At 69.8% G+C, this 19,509-nt stretch carries 10 protein-coding genes; 8 read left to right on the top strand and 2 right to left on the bottom strand.

Annotation, left to right across the window (positions count from 1 at the left end):
- Positions 1-125: 125 nt before the first annotated feature.
- The 6 genes from HHX35_RS26050 to HHX35_RS26025 all read left to right on the top strand — a co-directional run bounded on the left by HHX35_RS26050 (position 126) and on the right by HHX35_RS26025 (position 16,795).
- Positions 126-3,596 (top strand): LamG-like jellyroll fold domain-containing protein, encoded by a 3,471-nt coding sequence (locus HHX35_RS26050; RefSeq protein WP_182901369.1) that lies wholly within the window; start codon positions 126-128, stop codon positions 3,594-3,596.
- Positions 3,597-3,641: 45 nt separating this feature from the next.
- Positions 3,642-10,613 carry a polymorphic toxin-type HINT domain-containing protein gene (locus HHX35_RS44760; RefSeq protein WP_182901368.1) on the top strand — a complete coding sequence of 2,324 codons (6,972 nt, stop codon included), beginning with the start codon at positions 3,642-3,644 and terminating at the stop codon, positions 10,611-10,613.
- 12 nt (positions 10,614-10,625) lie between these two features.
- Positions 10,626-10,943, top strand: a complete 318-nt coding sequence (locus HHX35_RS26040) for a hypothetical protein (RefSeq protein ID WP_182901367.1) — start codon at positions 10,626-10,628, stop codon at positions 10,941-10,943.
- An 87-nt stretch (positions 10,944-11,030) separates the two neighbouring features.
- Positions 11,031-13,892: a BTAD domain-containing putative transcriptional regulator gene (locus HHX35_RS26035; protein ID WP_182901366.1), complete on the top strand. Its 2,862-nt coding sequence runs from the start codon at positions 11,031-11,033 to the stop codon at positions 13,890-13,892.
- Between the two features lie 80 nt (positions 13,893-13,972).
- A complete protein-coding gene (locus HHX35_RS26030; protein ID WP_182901365.1) occupies positions 13,973-14,110 on the top strand; it encodes a hypothetical protein in 138 nt (45 codons plus the stop codon).
- Between the two features lie 504 nt (positions 14,111-14,614).
- Positions 14,615-16,795 carry an esterase family protein gene (locus tag HHX35_RS26025; protein WP_182901364.1) on the top strand — a complete coding sequence of 727 codons (2,181 nt, stop codon included), beginning with the start codon at positions 14,615-14,617 and terminating at the stop codon, positions 16,793-16,795.
- A 195-nt stretch (positions 16,796-16,990) separates the two neighbouring features.
- Here HHX35_RS26025 and HHX35_RS26020 read toward each other — a convergent pair whose 3' ends face one another.
- Positions 16,991-17,425: a DUF4440 domain-containing protein gene (locus tag HHX35_RS26020; RefSeq protein ID WP_182901363.1), complete on the bottom strand. Its 435-nt coding sequence runs from the start codon at positions 17,423-17,425 to the stop codon at positions 16,991-16,993.
- A gap of 155 nt (positions 17,426-17,580) precedes the next feature.
- Between HHX35_RS26020 and HHX35_RS42730 the strand changes: the two genes are divergently transcribed.
- On the top strand, positions 17,581-17,706 hold the full coding sequence (locus tag HHX35_RS42730; protein WP_220505906.1) for a DUF4241 domain-containing protein: 126 nt from the start codon (positions 17,581-17,583) through the stop codon (positions 17,704-17,706).
- A gap of 206 nt (positions 17,707-17,912) precedes the next feature.
- A complete protein-coding gene (locus HHX35_RS26015; RefSeq protein WP_182901362.1) occupies positions 17,913-18,716 on the top strand; it encodes a permease-like cell division protein FtsX in 804 nt (267 codons plus the stop codon).
- A 426-nt stretch (positions 18,717-19,142) separates the two neighbouring features.
- Here the strand turns inward: HHX35_RS26015 and HHX35_RS42725 are convergent, their stop codons facing one another.
- Positions 19,143-19,427 (bottom strand): DUF6247 family protein, encoded by a 285-nt coding sequence (locus HHX35_RS42725; protein WP_220505905.1) that lies wholly within the window; start codon positions 19,425-19,427, stop codon positions 19,143-19,145.
- Positions 19,428-19,509: the final 82 nt, after the last annotated feature.

The following is a 19,509-nucleotide window of genomic DNA, read 5'->3' as shown; positions in this document are numbered from 1 at the left end:
CGCTGGGCCGATTGTGCCGGTTGACCCCGGTTCACGCCGAATGAACCGGCGGTGGACCCGGTCCTGATCTCCTTGCGGCGAACCATCGCGGTTCTGTGCGTACCCCCCCGCTCGTTGGAGACCCGATGCGCCTTCGCCCGCGCGGCATCGCCCTGGCCGCCACCGTCCTGCTGACGGCCGGTGCCGTACACCTCGGACCCGCCCTGCCCGCGACGGCCGAGCGCACCTCCGGCCCGACGCCGTCGCCGGCCGCCGCCCCGACGGAGAGAGAGGCGGTCGAGCTCGCGCGGACGTCGCGACAGCGGGTGGAGGTGCTGTCGCTGCGTACGGAGAACCGCCAGGTGTTCGCCAACGCAGACGGCAGCCTCACCTCGGAGACCTCGGCGCTGCCCGAGCGGGTACGGCGTGGCACCGGCTGGGCCGATGTCGATCCGACTCTGGTCTTCGGCGCGGACGGGACCGTGCACACGGTGGCGACCCCGCTGGAGCTGACCTTCTCCGGAGGCGGGACGGCCCCTCTGGCCGCGATCGGCGAGGGCGGGCGTTCGGTGGCGATGACCTGGCCGGAAGGTCTGCCCAAGCCGTCCCTTGAGGGGGACACCGCGACGTACGCCGAGGTGCTGCCGGGGGTGGACCTGAAGGTGACCGCGTCGGTGCTCGGCTTTTCCGAGGTGCTCGTGGTCAAGTCCAGGCAGGCCGCCGCCAACCCCGCGCTGAACCGGCTCACCTTCGGCCTGCGCGCGAACGGGCTGAGCGTGCGCAAGACGGCGACCGGCGGCTTGAGCGCGGTCACCGAGTCGGGGAGCGAGGTGTTCCACGCGCCCGCGCCGCGGATGTGGGACTCCTCGGGCGTGCCCGCCGCCGCCACGCTGAAGGCCGGGCCGGCGGGCGAGGGCAGGCAGGCCGTCATGGGTGTCGACGTCGGCCCGGACCGTCTCGCGCTCACCCCGGACGAGAACCTGCTGACCGCCGCCGACACCACCTATCCGGTCTACATCGACCCCCAGTGGTCGGGGTCGAAGCTGGCCTGGACGTACGTGGACAAGGCCTACCCGTCGCAGGAGTACTGGAACTCCAGCCACATGCCGGAGGCGGGCTCCTATGGCGGCGGCGTCAAACGGTCGTTCTTCCGCATGGACTCCGACAACGTCAACGGCAAGCACATCCTGAAGGCGACGTTCCGCATCACGCAGGTCAAGTCGTGGGGCTGCACCTCAGATCCGCAGGCCGTGCAGCTCTGGCTGACCGGCGGCATCTCGTCCTCGACGACCTGGAACCGTCAGCCGTCCTGGAGCAGCCATCTGGACAGCGTCGCCTCCGACGCGGGATACAGCTCCTCCTGCCCGGACAAGGGCATCGAGTTCGACGTGACCGGCGCGATCGTCAAGGCCGCCAAGTCGGGCTGGTCGAACACGACGTTCGGGCTGAAGGACTACGACGACACCGGCAGCAGCGCGTGGGGCTGGAAGGGCTTCAGCAGCTCGCCGAAGCTCGTCATCGACTACAACACCCCGCCGGCGGCCCCGTCGGGCATCGGCACCTATCCGGCGACCCCCTGCGTCACCGGAGCCTCCCGCCCGGCCGTGAACGCCGGTGACGCGGCCAACCCGCTCCAGCTCAAGGCCCGCATCTATGACCCGGACAAGGCCAACGACGGCGTACGGGCCGAGTTCGTCCTGCACCACTACAACGCGGCCACCGGCGTGTGGGACGACATCACCTCGACCATGCCCGGCGGCGGCAAGACCGCCTACAAGTACACCACCTCGCCCACCGACCACTCGGTCAAGCTGGCCGGGCTCGTCACCGGTCACAGCTACAGCTACAAGGTGAGGGCCTACGACGGCACCGACTCCAGCGCGTGGAGCAAGTGGTGCGAGTTCACCGTGGACACGGTCGACCCGACCACCCTCCCCAAGGTGACCTCCGCCGACTATCCGGCCGACACCCCCGACGACTGGAAGGGCAGCGTGGGCTGGGCGGGTGGGTTCACGCTGTCTCCCGGCGACGGCGAGAGCGACGTGACGGCCTTCCGATGGGCGCTGGACGACCCCGCCCTGGCCACGGCCGCGACCCAGGTGCAGATCCCCGCCGGGCAGACGTCCGTCAACGTGCGCCTCGCCCCTCGTCATGACTGGCTGAACGCCCTGTTCGTCTTCCCGGTCGACCGGGCGGGCAACGTCGGCAAGACCCCCGCCGTCTACAGCTTCTACGTCAACACCGGGTTCGGCCCGGAGGGACACTGGCGGCTGGACGAGACCTCGGGCACCACGGCGGCCGACTCCGGGGCGACGACACATCCGGCGACGATCGCGGGCGGCGCCACCTGGTCCGGCGGCCGCGTGGCCGGGGGTCTGCGCCTGGACGGCGGCACCGGGTACGGCAGCACGGACGGCCCGGTGGTGCACACCGACAGGAGCATGAGCGTCTCGGCCTGGGCGCTGCTGAACGACAAGAGCAAGAACTCCACCGTGGTCAGCCAGGACGCCGTACGCGGCACGGGATTCCAGCTCTACTACTCCTCCGGCTCCAAGCGGTGGGTCTTCAGCAAGTTCGACGCCGACGTCGACGACAAGACCATCATCCGGGCGATCAGCGACGCCGAGCCGACGACCGGCATCTGGACCCACCTGACCGGCGTGTGGGACGCTCCCCACAGGCAACTGCGCCTGTACGTCAACGGCATCCTCCAGTCCACGACGGGTCCCTTCCCCTACGCGCCCTGGGACGCGACCGGCGCGCTGCAGATCGGCCGGGTGCGGTCGCACGGCGCGTACATCGAGAACTTCGCCGGCGACATCGACGACGTGAAGATCTGGAAGCGGGAGCTGTCGGACGACCCGCGCACCGTCAACGACCCGGCGCTCGGCAACGAGATCGCCGCCATGGCCAAACAGCCGCCCATCCAGCGCGGCTGGTGGACGTTCGAGGAAGGCACGGGCACCACCGCGGCCAACTCCACCGACAGCCGCTGGCCCGCGGCGCTCGGCGGCGGCGCCGGCTGGTCCGGCGACGGCTTCGACGGCGGCGGCGCGCTCAGCCTCAACGGCACCACCGGCTACGCGACCACCCCGTCGGCGCCGCTGCGCACCGACCACAGCTACGCGGTGACGGCCTGGGTGCGCCTGTCAGGCGACGACACCTGCGTGCTGCCGAGCCACGCGATCACCGTCCTGGCCCAGGACGGAGCCACCTACAGCTCCTTCTACCTCGGCTACCGGCTCATCGCCGAGAACGGCGTCGCGGTGCCGCACTGGTCGTTCTCGACGACCCCTGACGCCGCCAGCGGCACCCTGACGCACGCCATCTCGGCCGAGCCCGTCGACTGCTCGGCGCTCAACACCTGGACCCACCTGGCGGGCGTGTACGACGAGCAGTCCAAGCAGATCCGCCTCTACGTCAACGGCCAGCTCAACGACCAGCGTCCCGTCACCGGCGGATGGGCGGCAGGGGCGCTGCAGATCGGCCGCGCCAAATACCGCAGCGCGGCCGTGGACTACTTCAGCGGTGACATCGACGACGTCCGCGCCTACACCGGCATCCTGACCGACCGCCAGGTCGTCAACATCGCGATGAACCTCCCCCTGGACGGCTGACCGCCGCCTCGTCCCCCTCTCATCCACGTTCAACCGGAGGTAGTCGTGCTCGCTTCATGGCGAGGCTGGGCCGGGGTCGCCGGAATGCTGGCGGTCGTGGTGCCGGCCGCTCTGGCCGTACCCGTTCCGGAGGCGCGCGCGTCGGGCGACCCGGGCTGGCACGAGGCGCAGGACCAGCGTCCCGTGCCCGGCCACGAGAGCCGCGCGCGGGCCGCCGTGCCGGACCCCGGGGCCCGGTTCGACCTCAGGGGCGCCCCCACGGTGACCTGGCCGCAGGCCGGCGCCGCGGTGGTCTCCCTCGGCTCCCCGGCCGGAAGCGCGGTGGCCGCCACGGCGCCCGCGGGCGCGGGGGCGGGCATGACGCGGGCCGGCCTGCTGCCGGTGTGGATCGGCCCGGCGGGCGCGGCGAAACCCGGCACGGCGCCGCCGTCCTCGGAAGCCCCCGCCGCGGCGAGAGCCGGTACGGCGACGCCGTCCTCCGGCGCCTCGGCGGCGGCCGTACAGGTGCGGGTGCTCGACAGACCCACGGCTGAGCGGTCGCACGTCACCGGCCTGGGCCTGCAGCTGACCCCGCAGGCGGGAGGCGCGGCACGGCGGGTCGCGGTCGAGGTGGACTATTCCGGATTCCGGTACGCCTACGGCGGCGACTGGGCGTCCCGGCTGCGCCTGGTACGCCTGCCGGACTGCGCGGCCGCCACCCCCGATCGGCCCGGCTGCCAGACGCGTACGCCGCTGCCCACGCGTAACGATGTCACGACCGGCCGGCTGACCGCCGACGTGGATCTCGCCGCCGCGACGACGATGACGCTGGCGGCGGAGGCCGCGCCCTCGGGGTCGGCGGGCACCTACGAGGCGACCTCGCTGTCGCCGTCCGCGACGTGGAGCGTGAGCAACCAGACCGGCGCGTTCTCCTGGGCGTATCCGCTCCGGCTGCCGCCGGTGCCCGGCGGTCCGACGCCGAATGTCGGGTTCGCCTATTCCTCCGGCAGCGTGGACGGCCGCACGGTCGCCACCAACAACCAGGCCTCCTGGATCGGCGAGGGCTTCGACTACTGGCCCGGGTTCGTCGAGCGCAGATACAAGGCGTGCGCCGACGACGGCGTCACGCCCAAGCGCAACGACCAGTGCTGGGGCAACTCGAACGCGACGCTGTCGCTGAACGGGCAGGCCACCGAGCTGGTGCTGGACGACGCGACCGGCACCTGGCAGCCGAAGGACGACGACGGCGCCAAGATCGAGAAGCTGTCCGGCGCCGGCAACGGCGACGACGACGGCGAGTACTGGCGGGTCACCACACCGGACGGCACCCAGTACTACTTCGGCCGCAACCATCTGCCCGGCTGGAGCAGCGGCCAGGCGGAGACGAACTCCACGTGGACGGTGCCGGTCTTCGGCGACGACGACGGCGAGCCGTGCCACAAGTCGTCCTTCTCCGACTCCTGGTGCCGGCAGGCGTGGCGGTGGAACCTCGACTACGTCGTCGACCCGCACGGCACGGTCAGCACCTTCTGGTACGGCAAGGAGACCAACTACTACCGCCGCGATGTCACCACGCTGACCGACGGCGTCCCCAACGGCACCCCGACCTCGTACGACCGGGGCGGTTACCTCAAGCGTATCGACTACGGCCAGCGTTCGGACGCGATCTTCACCTCGTCCGCCCCGGCGCGGGTCTCCTTCGACGTGAGGGAGCGGTGCATCCCGACGTCGAGCTTCGACTGCGCGGAGAGCAAGTTCACCAAGGACAACGCCAAGTACTGGCCCGACGTGCCGTACGACCAGAACTGCGACTCCGGTGAGAAGTGCATCGACAAGTACTCCCCGACGTTCTGGACGCGCAAGCGGCTGGCCGCCGTCACCACCCAGGTTCTCTCCGGCGGCACGTACAGGGACGTCGACACCTGGACTCTGGACCAGCAGATGCGCGCCCCCGGCGACGGCACGGCCGCCACGCTCTGGCTGGCGGGGATCACCCACACCGGCAAGGTCGGCGGCACGGCGTCGCTGCCGTCGGTGAGGTTCGCGGGCGTCCAGAAGCCCAACCGCGTCGACGCCCTCGAAGGACGCCCGCCGCTGACCAAGTGGCGGATCTCGGCGATCGACAACGAGACCGGCGGCTCCCTGTCCGTCGCGTACTCCGGCGAGGACTGCACGGCCGGCGACAAGCCGGAGATCGGGACCAACACCCGGCGGTGCTACCCGCAGTACTGGTCGCCGGAGGGCGCGACCTCGCCCACGCTCGACTGGTTCCACAAGTACGTCGTCACCCAGGTGCGGGAGATCGACCGTACGGGCGGCGCGCCCGACGAGGTGACGAGCTACGAGTACCTCGGCGGCGGCGCGTGGCACCACGATGACGACGACGGGCTGACCAAGGAGAAGTACAAGACCTGGTCGCAGTGGCGCGGCTACGGCAGGGTGCGGGTCACGCACGGCGAGGCGCCCGAGCAGCGCTCTCGGTCGGAGTACCTCTACTTCCGCGGCATGGACGGCGACGAACTGCCCGGCGGGGGCACGCGGAACGTGAAGGTCACCGACTCGGCGGGCACCGCGGTGGACGACGCCGACGCCCTGCAGGGACGGGTCCGCGAGGAGATCCACTTCGACGGCCCCGAGGGCGCGGCGTTGACCGGCAGCGTCACCGGTTACTGGGTGAAGCGGACGGCCAAGCGAGTGCGGTCCTGGGGCACGACCACCGCGAGCATGGTGCGCGAGGACACCGAGCGCGCCCGCACCGCACTGGCCTCCGGCGGCTGGCGCCGCACCCTGACCGACACCGACTACAACGCCGACGGCCTGCCCACCCAGGTCGACGACCGCGGCGACGAGTCGACCGCGAGCGACGACCAGTGCATCCGCACGGAGTACGCGCGGGACGAATCCCGCTGGATGGTCTCCTATGTCTCCCGAGTGGAGACCGTCACCAAGGCGTGCGACGTCACTCCGAAGCGGCCGGACGACGTGGCCTCCGACGTGCGCAAGTACTACGACGGAAAGGCGTTCGGCGCCGCGCCGTCCAAGGGCGACGTCACCAGGACCGAGAAGCTCGGCTCGTGGAACGGCGGCCCGCAGTACGTCACCGTCGGCACCACCGCGTTCGACGCGTACGGCCGGCCGGTGGTGGTGACCGACGCCTCGGGCGGCAAGACGACAACGGCCTACACCCCGGCGACCGGCCTGGTCACCGGCACCACGGTGACCAACGCGCTCGGGCATGTGGACAAGACCGAGGTCGAGCCGGCCTGGGGGCTCCCCACCGCCACGATCGACCTCAACGGCAAGCGCACCGACCTGGCCTACGACCCGCTGGGCCGGCTCGCCGCCGTGTGGCTGCCGGGCCGGGCGAAGGCGACGTACGCCTCGACGCCGAACATGAAGTTCGGATACCGGATCCGCACCGACGGGCCGACCACGGTGACCACCTCGACGCTCCGCAACGACGGGGCGACCTACACCATCGGCTACGCCCTCTACGACGGCCTCCTACGTCACCGGCAGAGCCAGCAGCCCGCCCCCGGCGGCGGCCGCGTGGTGAACGACACGCTGTACGACACGCGCGGCCTGGTCTACAAGACCAACGCGGACTACTACGTCGAGGGGGCGCCGGGTGCCACGTTGTGGACCCCGGGCAGCGACGACGACGTCCCCGGGCAGAGCGTCACCCTCTACAACGGCATGGAGTGGCCCACCGCGCAGATCTTCCGCAAGCGCGGCAGCGAGCAGTGGCGGACCACCACCACGTACGGTGGCGACCGCATCAGCGTCGACCCGCCGGCCGGAGGCACTCCGACCACCAGCATCACCAACGCGCGCGGGGAGCTCGTCGAGTTCCGGGAGTACGGGAGCGACGGCCCGGCCGGGGACTACGACGCCACCACCTACACGTACACGCCCACCGGACGGCCCGAGAGCATCAAGGACGCCGACGGCAACGCGTGGACCTACCACTACGACCTGCGTGGCCGCCTCGTTCAGCTCGACGACCCCGACAAGGGCACCGCGAAGCTGACCTACGACGACACGACCGACCGGCTGCTGACGACCACCGACGCCCGCGGCAAGAGCGTCTTCTTCACCTACGACGCGCTCGGCCGCAAGACCGCCGAGTACGAGGGCACCTCGGCGAGCGGCACCAAGCTCGCCGAATGGAGGTACGACACCCTGCTCGACGGCACCGTGGTCAAGGGCCAGCCGACCGCCTCCATCCGGTACGTCAGGAACGCCACGACCGGCGCCATGGACGCCTACACCACGGCCGTCACCGGCTTCGACGACGCCTACCGGACACTCGGCGCCCAGACCGTCATCCCCGCCTCCGAGGGCGCGCTGGCCGGCACCTACAAGACCAGCACCGACTACAACCTCGACGGCACCGTCCACCGCACGGTGCTGCCCGCGGCCGGTGGTCTGCTCGCCGAGACGATGCTGTACGGCTATGACGAGCTCGGCCACCCCACCACGACGCGCGGCCTGACCAACTACGTCACCTCCACCACCTACTCCAAGCTCGGCCAGGTGCTCGACATGACCATGAGCACCGGCCTGAAGCGGGTGAAGGAGACCAACTTCTACGAGGAGGGGACGGGCCGGCTCACCCGATCGCTCTTCGAACGGGAGACCTCCCCGATCTCGATCGCGGACACCAACTACTCGTACGATCCGTCGGGCAACATCACCAAGATCGCCGACACTCCGTCCGGCCAGACGCCCGACGTGCAGTGCTTCCGGCAGGACCATCTGCAGCGCCTGACCGAGGCCTGGACCGCCACCGACGGCTGCGCTTCGGGGCCCTCGGCCACAGTGATCGGCGGAGCCGCGCCGTACTGGCAGTCCTTCGGCTACGACAAGGTCGGCAACCGCACCAAGGAGGTCGACCACCAGGCGAACGGCGACGTCACCAAGACCTACGCGTACGCGGGGGCAGGCAAGCCGCAGCCGCACACGCTGACGTCGGTCGCCTACCAGGGCGGCGACCGCGACGGGCAGATCGACAGCTACACCTACGACGCCGCCGGCAACACCACCGAGCGCGGCTCGGGCCGGGCGCTGGAGTGGGACGTCGAAGGGCACCTCGCCAAGTCCACCGATCCGTCCGGCGTCAGCACCTTCGTCTACGACGCCGGCGGCGAGCGCCTGATCCGCCGCGATCCCACCTCGACGACCCTCTACGTCGCGGGCATGGAGATCCGGCTGGACAAGACCACCGGGGCCAAGACCGCCACCCGTTACTACTTACACGGCGGCCAGGTCGTCGCCGCCCGCACCACCGGCAAGGCCCTCACCTGGCTCGCCGCCGACCATCACGGCACCACCGACGTCTCGGTCACCGACGACGACGCGCAGACACCCGTCCGCCGCCGCTACACCCCCTTCGGGCAGCAGCGCGGCACGCCGCCGTCGTTCTGGCCCGGCCAACGGGGCTTCGTCGGCGGCGTCATCGACGAGGCCACCTCCCTCACCCACCTCGGCGCCCGCGAATACGACGCCGAGACCGGCCGCTTCATCTCCGTCGACCCGGTGTTCGACGCCTCGGACCCGCAGAGCTGGAACGGTTACGCCTACGCCGACAACAACCCGGTGAACGGGTCGGACCCGACGGGGCTGATGCTCGACGGCGGCGGCCAGTGCGGCGTCATCGCGTCGAATCCGTGCAATCCGCCCTCCGGTGGTGGCGGTGGCGGCGGTGGCGGCGGCGGTCACCCGACGTACAACCCGCCGCCCCCGCCGAGCAGCCCGCCGCACTGCGGGCGCTGGAACTTCGGCTGCAAGGCCAAGAACTTCTGGAACCAGCACAAGGCCACCATCGTCAACGTCGCCGTCTCGGTCACCGTGACCATCGGCTGCGAGGCCGCCACGTTCGGCGCAGGCAGCATCGGCTGCGCCGCGGCGGGTGGAGCCGCCGGCAACCTCGCCGGATACCTCGTCTCGACGCCGCGCGACCAGTGGAGCATGGGCGGCGCGTTCAAGTCCGCCGCGATCGGAGCGGTGACAGGGGCGGCCGGCGGCGTGCTCGGCAAGGCCGCCTCGGCGGCGCTCGGCAAGCTGGCCACCACGGCGGCGGGCAAGGCCGTCGCCGGGGTCGTCGGCAAGGCCGCGAGCAGGGCGAGATCGGCCCTGGGCAAGGCGGGCGGCGCCGCCGACGACGCGGCCGAGGGCGCCGCGGCGAAGGCGGCGGGCAAGGCGGCCGGGAAGCCACGCGCGGGCTCCGGGACGCGAACGTCCTGCCCCACCAGCTTCGTCGCCGGCACCCTGGTCAAGCTCGCCGACGGCACCACCAAGGCGATCGAGAAGGTCAAGGTCGGCGACAAGGTCCTCGCCACCGATCCGGCCACCGGTAAGACGGAGGCCAAACTCGTCGTCGCCGCCTACTCAGGCGCCGCCTACCTCACCCTGGTGCAGATCACCGTCGACACCGACGGCAAGAAGGGCCACGACACCGGGGTCATCCTCGCCACCGAACACCACCTGTTCTGGGACACCCAGGACAAGGCGTGGGTCCGCGCCGACCACCTGACGCCGGCAGATCGTCTCCGCACCCCCGCCGGTGCCACCGTCCGGGTTGTCGGCACCGCCGCCGTCCCGGCCCGCCCCACCGTCTACGACCTCACCGTCTCCGACACCCACACCTTCTACGTCCAGGCCGGCCCCACACCTGTCCTCGTCCACAACTGCCCAAAGGCCCTGAACGCCGCCGAACAGGCAACGCTTGGTCGCATGAGGTCGTTGTTCCCAGAGGAAAACTTGCAAGGAGTCAATGCACCGGACGCGGACTTCATCGGCAACAGCGGCAAGTTCGACGCCATGGGCGCGCCTGGCGCTTTCAAGAATTGGGCGCGGCAGAGGAACAACTTCCTGGCGCAGATTCCTCGTCATGCAGCGAAATCCGACTTCGGTATCGTCGACATGTCCGGAGCCTCCTCCAGCCAGATCAGCGAGGTGATGGCCTACTACCAGGGACTCGACAAGGCCACTCAGTTACGTCTCATCGTCATCGACGGTACGAAGATCCTCAACTAGGCTGGAGTCGACATGTCTGCGCTGTTCGCCTTTGAGGTCGGTGACGTCTCCATGAGGAGTGCGACCTTCGAGCGCATCATCACAGATCTCCTGGCGCGGTCTGCGGATCCGGCTGACCGGCGGGCGTGTCAAGACGCCCTCGATCTGAACTGTCTTTGGGTGGACCAAATCGACGCACCTCGTAAGTGCGCCTTTCTGACGAACCTGCATGATGTCCTGGCGCAGCATATGAAGACAGCCGTTCATCTCGATAACGAGGTCGCGGTCGACGAAATCAAGACAGTCATGAACGAGTTGAAAGGGCGATATCCGGAGTGCTTCCGCTCGTAGCCTCGAGAGTCCGGCGACTGCTGATCTTGCTCTGAGTCAGGGGGATGCCTAGGATCTAGGCGTCCTGCGACTCAGGGTGGAGGCGGCGTGGATTACCGGCTCCTCGGTTCCGTCCGGGTCCGCGACGCGGACGGCCGGGAGATCCCGCTCGTCCGCCCCAAGCATCGTCAGGCCGTCGTCGCCCTGCTGGTGAACGCCAACAGGGCCGTCCCGGCCGATCGCCTCGTGGAGCATCTCTGGGACGGCGTCGCGCCCCGTTCGGCCCGGGGCAACCTCAAGACGTACGTCTCGGCGCTGCGCCGGCTGCTGTCGCCCGCAGACCCGGGGGCCGCACCGATCGAGACGGTGGGAGACGGCTACCGCCTCGACGTACGACCCGGCGAGCTCGACCTCCTCACGTTCAGGGACCTTGCTCGGCAGGGGCGCCGCACGCTGCAGGCGGGTGACGTACGGCGGGGGGAGGCCACGCTGCGGCGGGCCCTCCTGCTGTGGCGCGACGACCCCTTCCACGACGTGCCGCGCACCCTCGCGCTTGAGGAGATCGCGGTAGGGCTGCGGGAGGAGCGGCTGGGGGTCTTCGAAGACTGGGTCGACGCGCGGCTCGAACTCGGCCTGCACACGGAGGCGATCGGCCCGCTCCGGCAGTGCGTACGCGACAACCCCTTGCGTGAGCGCCCGTGGGGCCAGCTGATGCTGGCCCTGGCGCGTGACGGCCGGCGTGCGGAGGCGCTCGCGGCCTTCCACGAGCTCAGAACGCGCCTGGTCGGGGACCTCGGTGTGGAGCCGGGTCACCCCGTCCAGCGGCTCCACCAGCGAATCCTCGCCGGGAACGCTGAACTTCTCCTCGGCGCCCCCTCACCGGATGCCGCGGGCGACGTCCCCAAGGCGTCCGACGGCGAGGCATCGGCGAGGCCTCCGGCGGTGCCGAGGCAGCTTCCCTCGGACGCGCCGCACTTCGTGGGCCGGGAGCGGGAGCTGAGCCGCCTCGAGACCTGGCTGAACCCGCCCGACGGGTCGCCGCCGACGCCGGTGGTGGCGATCTGCGGCCCGCCGGGTGCGGGCAAGTCCGCCCTGGCACTTCACGTGGCGCACCGGGCCGCGGCCCGTTTCCCCGACGGCCAGGTGTACGTCAACCTGCGCGGCGCGATGCCCGGGGTGCGGCGGCTGGACACGGGCGAGCTGATCGGCCGGCTCCTGCGAACGTTCGGCACGCCGGGGTCGGAGGTTCCCGCCGACGTCGACGAGGCCGCCTCGGCCCTGCGTACGATCCTCCACGACAGGCGGGTGCTCTTCCTTCTCGACGACGCCTCCTCGATCGCGCAGGTCGGTCCCCTCCTGCCGATGACGCCCGGCTCCACCGTCCTGCTCACGTCCCGTCAGAACCTGGCGCAGGCCGCTCCCGCCGCGCACGTCGACCTCGGCCCCATGACACGGGGCGAGGCCGTCGCCATGCTGGCCCGGCGGTTCCAGGCCGGCGGCATCGGGTTCTCGCAGCGAGCCGTCGAACGGCTGGCCGACCTCTGTGACGGGTTCCCCCTGGCTCTGCATGTCGCCGGCGCCCGGTTGGCGAGCCGTTCCGGCTGGTCGCCCGACATGCTCATCGAACGCCTGGAGGACGAGAGCAGCAGGCTGGACGAGCTGCGCACCGGGGATGCCGGCGTGCGGAGCAGCATCGCGGTCAGCTACACGGCCCTGGCCGACTGCGGGCAGGCCCTCGACCGCGAGGCCGCCTGGGCCTTCCGCATGGTCGGGCTGCTGCGCGTGCCCGACCTCGGCCTGGAGGCGGTGGCCGTGCTGCTCGAACGGCCGCCGCGGGCCGCCGAGCAGGTCATCGAGAGGCTGTTCGACGCGCGGCTGGTGGAGAGCCCGACTCCGGGCCGCTACACGATGCACGACCTCATCAGGTTGTACGCGCAGGAGCGCGCACTGGACACCGAACCGCCGGACCGGCGGAAGGCCGCGCTCCGCCGCGTGCTCGGCTTCTTTCTCGCCACCACGAGCGCGGCCGTGCGCGTGATCGACCCGCACCGCCTGCACGCCGGCGTGCCGGAGGTGCCGCAGACGCCCGAGCCGCTGCACGATCGGGAAGAGGCGACCCGCTGGCTGGAACGGGAACGGCCCAACCTGATGACGATCGTCGGCCAGGCATGGGACGCGGATGCCGCGACGGCCCGTCTCGCCGTCGGCCTGGCCCTCAGCCTGCAATGGGATCTCGCCGCGCAGGGATACCGTCACGAGATGCTCTGGCTCGGCACGAGGTCGCTGCAGACCGCCCGCCGGCTCGCAGACCGGGGGAGCGAGGCACAGGCGCTGGCGATGGTGGCGATGGCGCACCGCCTGCTCAACCACGACGCGGAAGAACTGAAGTGCCTAGACGAACTGCTGGATTTGTGCCGGGAGCTCGCAGACCCCCTCGGAGAACTGCGAGCGCTCGGCAACCTCGCCAGCGCCTGTCTCCTCCTGGAGCGTCCGGAGGAGGCGTTGCGGTACGCCGAGCGGCAGTTGACGATCAGCCGCCGGGTCGGGTCCTCTGTGGGCGAGCGCTATGCGCTGATGATGATGGGCGACGCGCGTCTGGTGCTCGGATCCCCCGCCGAGGCCGTCGCAACGCTGTGGCAGGCGCTGCGACGCGCCCGGGAGGCGGGTGACGCGATGCACGAGGCGATGACGCTCCGGCGTCTCGGGGAGGCGTACCTCGCGGCCGGGGACGCCGTCGCAGCCCGCGCGCATCTGCGGGACTCGCTGTCGAGCTTCGACGCCTGCGCGCAGGGGCCGCAGGAGCGTTCTCAGGCCCTTGTCGCGCTCGCCAGGTCGTCCCGGATGCTCGGCGACCTCGGCGAGGCGGCGAGGCACGTCGCGGAGTCGCTGCGGATCGCCAGGGAGAGCGGCGACAGGCATGACGAGCGACGCGCCCTCGCGGAGCAGGCCGAGATCCACGGCCACTGCTGACCGCTCCGGGGCCGTCCGAACTTTCTCGTCAGGAAGGGCGTTGATTTCCCCGAAGGAAGGCAGTCCGAATGGGAGGAAAGATGAACAGACACATGAAGCACCTCCTGGTCGCCGCATTGATCGGAGCTGGGCTGGTCGCAGGGGTCCGCGTCGCTGCTCCGGCCCATCACGTCGAGGCGATCGTCCCGGCCCCCATCCCGGTGGGCAGCTGCTGCTGACCGGCCGGGGATCCGGAAAACAGCGGCCCCCGGCGATACGGCAGTAATGAGGACGGGTCAAGCACCGGCGACGGTTGCGCCGTAAACATTACGGATTACGTTTCCGGTGGGGACAGGATTCACCGCCGGACGCGTCGCTCGCAGAAAACCGGCCGTCCGGCGCCAACCGCCGCCGCGGACATTCACGGGGTCGCCCTTGTGCCCGGGGGCAGCGCCCCATTCGCCGTGCTCCCCTGGACGCGACGTGCCCTCGGGCCGGCGCCGGCAGAGCCGCCCAGCGCTGGCCGACATGCGCGATTCGGCGGCGTCCTTTCAGAGGCTTGTGTTTCCAAACTGTATCAATTACCTTGACTCGGTGGAATCGGGACTGATAGCGCGCGGCTAAAAGAGAGTGAATGCGCCCGTGGCGGCGGATGCCGGGCGAGGAATTCACGGCCGCATTCCACCGATGTGTCAGGTCGGTAGGTCGGACCGACCACTGTCGGCCATCAAGGGAGTTTCGGTATGACGTTGTTCCATCACGGCAGCGTGCGCCCCAAGGGCGTGCGCCGGCTCTCGGCGGTGATCGTCGCCGGAGTCATGGCGATCGCGTCAGTTCTGGTCGCGCCGCGGCCGGCGGTGGCGGACACGCCGTGGCTGAGTGTCTCCGAGGACGGCTACGTGTCGATCAGCGTCCCGGCGGCCTACATCGAGGCCAACGTGGGCCAGGTGTCCCAGGTTGCCGTCGAGGGGAACTTCGGCCCCTCCTCCGCGTGGGCGGAGTACGGCCTGACCCGCAGGGGCGACGTATGGTGGGGGGCCCTCGGCCCGCTCAAGCCGGGGCTGTACTACTACCAGGTCACGGGTGACGACACCAAGGGTCTGAAGGACCCGACGAACAGCACCACCGTGGCGTCCAAGCCCCTCTGGAGCACTTTCCTCGTTTCGGGCGACTCGGCGCGTCTGCTGGCGGATGTGCCTGAGGGGCAGGGCGGCAAGGTCGAGATTCTGGCCTATCGGGTCAAGAAGGAGGAGCGGTCGGCTCTGGTCTGGACCCCGGCCGGGTACTCGGCCAAGGGCGGCAAGCCGTATCCGGTGCTGTTCCTGCAGTCCGGCACGGACAGGAGTGCCACCGACTGGCTCGACCTCGGCCGCGCCAAGCAGATCCTCGACAACCTGTCGGCTCAGCGTTCCATGGAGCCGATGGTGGTCGTGATCACCGACGGCCGCGGAGCGGACGACGACAAGGACCTCAAGGACCTCCGTAAGGCGGTCGGGGACGCCTACCGCGTCCATCGCGACCGGGAGCACCAGGCGATCGCCGGTGTGTCCGAGGGCGGGTCGCAGGCGTTGCGCGCCGCGCTGACCGGCCCGGGCCAGTTCGCCTACGCCGGCTCGTTCTCGGGTCTTCTGACGAACGGCGTGGACCGGGCGAAGGCCAACGCGGCCAACCGCAACCTCAAGCTGGTGCGTCTGTACACCGGGAACGTGACCGATCCCGCCTACAACGCGACCGTCCGCCTGACGAAGGCGCTGAAGCACGCCGGCGTCAGGTACGAGTTCGACGGGGTCAACCCCGACGCCGGGGCGAACTGGAAGGCATGGCAGGAGAACCTGATCGATTTCGTGCCGAGGCTGTTCCGCAATGTGGCGAATCACGGTCCGAGCGCCGGTCACGGGCCGCTGAAGGGCGAGTTCACTCCGCCGCCGGCGGGTACCACTCCGACGCCGTTCGTGTCCGAGGGCGGCTTCGTCACCTTCGAGACCACCACGGACTTCAAGGACGCCAAGCACGTCACGGTGTGGGCGAACGACGCTCCCGGCGGGAGCTGGCTGCGCATCCCGATGTCCCGTGAGGGCGACCGGTGGCGGGTGACCGTGGGTCCGCTGGACCCGTGGTTCTACTACTACCAGTGGATCGTGGATCGGGTCTCGGTCAAGGACACGTCGAATCCGACGAAGGTGACCTCCGAGCCGAACTGGAGCAGCTTCTTCATCCCGGGTGAGAGGTCGCGCCTGCTTTCGGACGTTCCCGCCGGTCAGGGCGGAAAGGTCGAGAGTCTGACGTACCGGAGCACCGTGGCGAATGCGGACCGGACCGCGTTGGTGTGGACCCCGCCCGGATACGACGCGAAGCGCGCGCATCCGTATCCCGTCCTCTACCTCCAGCACGGCAGCGGTCAGAGCTACACGGACTGGGTGGAGATGGGCCGCGCCAAGCAGATCCTCGACCACGAGTTCCTGGACGGCAAGCTGGTGCCGATGGTGGTCGTGATGGGCAACGGCAACGTGTCCGACTTCAACAAGGAGCTGCTGGACAACATCGTTCCCGCGGCCCGCGCCCACTACAACGTCTCCAGCGACTCGTCGCAGCAGGCACTCGCCGGGCTCTCGATGGGCGGTGTGCAGACGCTCGGGGTGCTCAAGGCGTATCCGGGCCGGTTCGCCTACATCGCGGCGTTCTCCGCCTGGTTCGGCGACGGTACCGGCGTCGACGTGGAGGCGATCAACAAGGGGACCACGATGTTGCGCCTGTACGTCGGCGATGTGACCGACTTCGTGCAGCCGTTCTTCATGTCGTCGCTGACCACGATGAAGGATCTCGGCATCCGCTACGAGTTCGACGGGGTCACCCCCGGACCGCACGGCTGGGACGTGTGGCAGAAGAACCTCATCGACCTGGCGCCGCGTCTGTTCAAGCGCTGACCGACGGCCTCCGCGGCGCCGCATCCGAGTCCTCACCTGCCGGGACGAACGCGCCCCGCTGATCGCGGAGACGCACCGATGGCCGTACAGCGGGCATGGCTCCTGTGGGCGGCTCCGCGGGTCGCGTCGGGCAGGCATATCCGGCCGTGACCTCGTGTCAGCCGCGCAGCGGCCGACAGCCGGCCAGGGCGGGCCTCACCGGGGGGTCTGCTGGTGGAAGGCGAGCTTCCAGCCGTCCTGCCTGAGCACGTACAGGCTGCTCATCAGCGCCGAGTACGCGGGGCCGCCGTCCCGTTCGGCGACGACCCCATACGTCACCAGTCCGGTGTCGTCGGTGAGGCGTACCACGCGCGAGTCGTGGAGCTCGTAGGAGGACCACGGCTGCCCAGCCATGGACTTCACGATCGCTGCTCGGTCGTCGAGCACCATGCCGCCCGGCAGAAGCATGACGACGGTACGGTCGAGGACCCGCTCGTAAAACGCGGCGGCGGCCTCGGGGGTGGAGGAAAGTGCCGCCCAGCCCGCCGTCTCCAAAGCGATCAGTTCGTCGTGTGTCCTTTCCATGTCCGGCCTCTTCTCGTCGTCGTGAACGATGACACAAGGGCTGCTTTCCCGATCGCCGGCGAGCATGCGCGCTGATTCTGCTTGCCCGCGTAACGATCACTGGGCATGGTCGCTGCCGTTCCAGACGGGGTCAAGCCGAGATCCACCCGCTCGGCTACCTCACCCCGCCTACCGGCAACGTGGCCTGAACCTTCCGCAGTCGCGCGGCGCACCCTCCGTGGATGTGCTGGAGGTTGCCCGGGGACACGGTCACTGGGGCCTATCCGGTTTGGGTGGGCCGCGACGCGGACGGCGACGTCGTCTGCTTCGTCGCCGACATGCTCATCCTGAACCAGGCGGCCGCCTGATCCGGCCGTCGGCGACGTGCATCCCGGCTCGTCCGGCAGGCACGGAGGGGCGGGGCGTGTGGCACCGGAGGGCCCGCGAGATCGTGACCACCGCTCGACGGTCGGCCCTGCGGTGGGAGGAGACGCGGCGCTCACCTGGCGACAGGGTGCGAGAGGGCGCGGAATTCGGCTTGACCGCATAATGATCACTGGGCATATTCGCCGACATGTCTGATGGGACCGAGCCGAGATCCTCCCGGTCACGACTTCTGTGGATCGCGGGTCCGCTCGTCGTCGCCGTACTGATCGCCGCCGCCTGGGGGCTCCCCCGACTGCTGGCCGGGCCGCCCCAGGGACCTCTCCCGCCACCACCCGGCCCCTGGCCCACTACCGGTACGTTCGAGGTGAGCGTCGGCTCGGCGACCGAGGCGGAGAAGAGGGCCGTCATCGCCGCGCTTGAGGCCCGCCCCGACGTACGCGAGGTCAAATATCAATCAGCCGAGCAGGAGTGGAAGGAGTATCAGGAGTCCAGGAAGCTCACCTGGAGCACAAGCGATGACCCGCTCCACGAGTGGCAACGCGAAGACATGACCGACTCCATCGTCGGCGTCCTGCTTGACCGGTCGAAATCCCGTGAATTCTCCCGCGCCATCCGTGCGCTACCTGGTGTGGACGGCGTCTATCCACAGGGCGACGGATTCTGGTACGGCAAGACGCACGTGACGCTGCGCCTGTGCCTGCGTAAGCCGATCGAGGGAACCGGCTGCCGCGAGCCCCTGACCACGGCACAGCAGGACGCGATCGTCAAAGCCGTCCGTGGCACGCCGGAGGTCGAGGCGTTCTACTTCGAGGATCCCGAGCACGCGACCAAGGACCTGCGGGCCCGCACCGACAGCGACTTCACAGCTGGGGTGTCCTACTACCACCTGAAGCTCAAAGACCCCGAGGACGTCCCCGTCGTGATCGACCGCTTCCGCGGCATGGAGGGCCTCTGGCAGGCCCGGCCGGTCGAGCGCTGTCTGCTGTGCTGAAGCAGGGCCGTGCCGGGCACCGCGTTTCCTCGGGCAGCTCGGAGATCCGCCACCTATGCACGAAGGCATGAAACGCACCCAGGTCAAGGTTGACCCTGCCCTCGTCGCCGCTGGACCTCGCCAGGAGAACATCGAGGCTCGCTTGCCGGTGAGGCGGGTTGATCAGTTCTGTGGCGGACAGCTATGGCCATTCGAGGCGAACAAGGTAGCTCTCACGCTGCTCCTCCAGGACGACGTAAGTGGCTAGGCCTCGTTCACCGAAGGGGTGGGTGAGCATGTTCGATCTCGGCTTGGCCGATTGTACGGTTCCCCGCTCCACGGAGCGGTCTCCAGAAGCGTGAACAACTCCGCGAGCGGGCGCAGCGCTTCCTCAGGGAGCGCGGCGATTTGCTCTTCGGCTATCGGATCGATAACGAGCTTGTACACCTACACATCGATCCCGCGGGCGGCGAGAATCTCGCGCCACGGCTTCCCCTCGGACCGGGGTCCGCCGGCCAGGACATGTTCGGCCCGCTCGTGCATCTGCCGGCGGCCTTCAGGATCGCGTACCGAGTCGCAGGCGGAGATCCACCACCGGTGTACGAACGCGTTCAGTGCACCCAGGTCCAGGCTGACCCTGACCTCGTCGAGTACTGCCTTCAGCCCCGCGTCGAACGCCTCACGGTCCGGTGACGTCCCCTCGAGTGGTGTAACTCCAAGCTGTTGATGCAAGCCCCGGACATGGGGCGAGCCATCGTGTGACGGTCAGCGAGTTCCCGACCAAAGGTTCTCGCGGAGGACACCACACGATGGC

The organism is Microbispora sp. H10830, assembly GCF_014161375.1.
Classification (GTDB): domain Bacteria; phylum Actinomycetota; class Actinomycetes; order Streptosporangiales; family Streptosporangiaceae; genus Microbispora; species Microbispora catharanthi.
This window is presented reverse-complemented; position numbering and strand designations above follow the sequence as displayed.

Coding starts and splice junctions, on each gene's coding strand:
- HHX35_RS26050 (WP_182901369.1), top strand. CDS start 126: ATGCGCCTTCGCCCGCGCGGCATCGCCCTGGCCGCCACCGTCCTGCTG.
- HHX35_RS26040 (WP_182901367.1), top strand. CDS start 10,626: ATGTCTGCGCTGTTCGCCTTTGAGGTCGGTGACGTCTCCATGAGGAGT.
- HHX35_RS26030 (WP_182901365.1), top strand. CDS start 13,973: ATGAACAGACACATGAAGCACCTCCTGGTCGCCGCATTGATCGGAGCT.
- HHX35_RS26025 (WP_182901364.1), top strand. CDS start 14,615: ATGACGTTGTTCCATCACGGCAGCGTGCGCCCCAAGGGCGTGCGCCGG.
- HHX35_RS26020 (WP_182901363.1), bottom strand. CDS start 17,425: ATGCTCGCCGGCGATCGGGAAAGCAGCCCTTGTGTCATCGTTCACGAC.
- HHX35_RS42730 (WP_220505906.1), top strand. CDS start 17,581: ATGTGCTGGAGGTTGCCCGGGGACACGGTCACTGGGGCCTATCCGGTT.
- HHX35_RS26015 (WP_182901362.1), top strand. CDS start 17,913: ATGTCTGATGGGACCGAGCCGAGATCCTCCCGGTCACGACTTCTGTGG.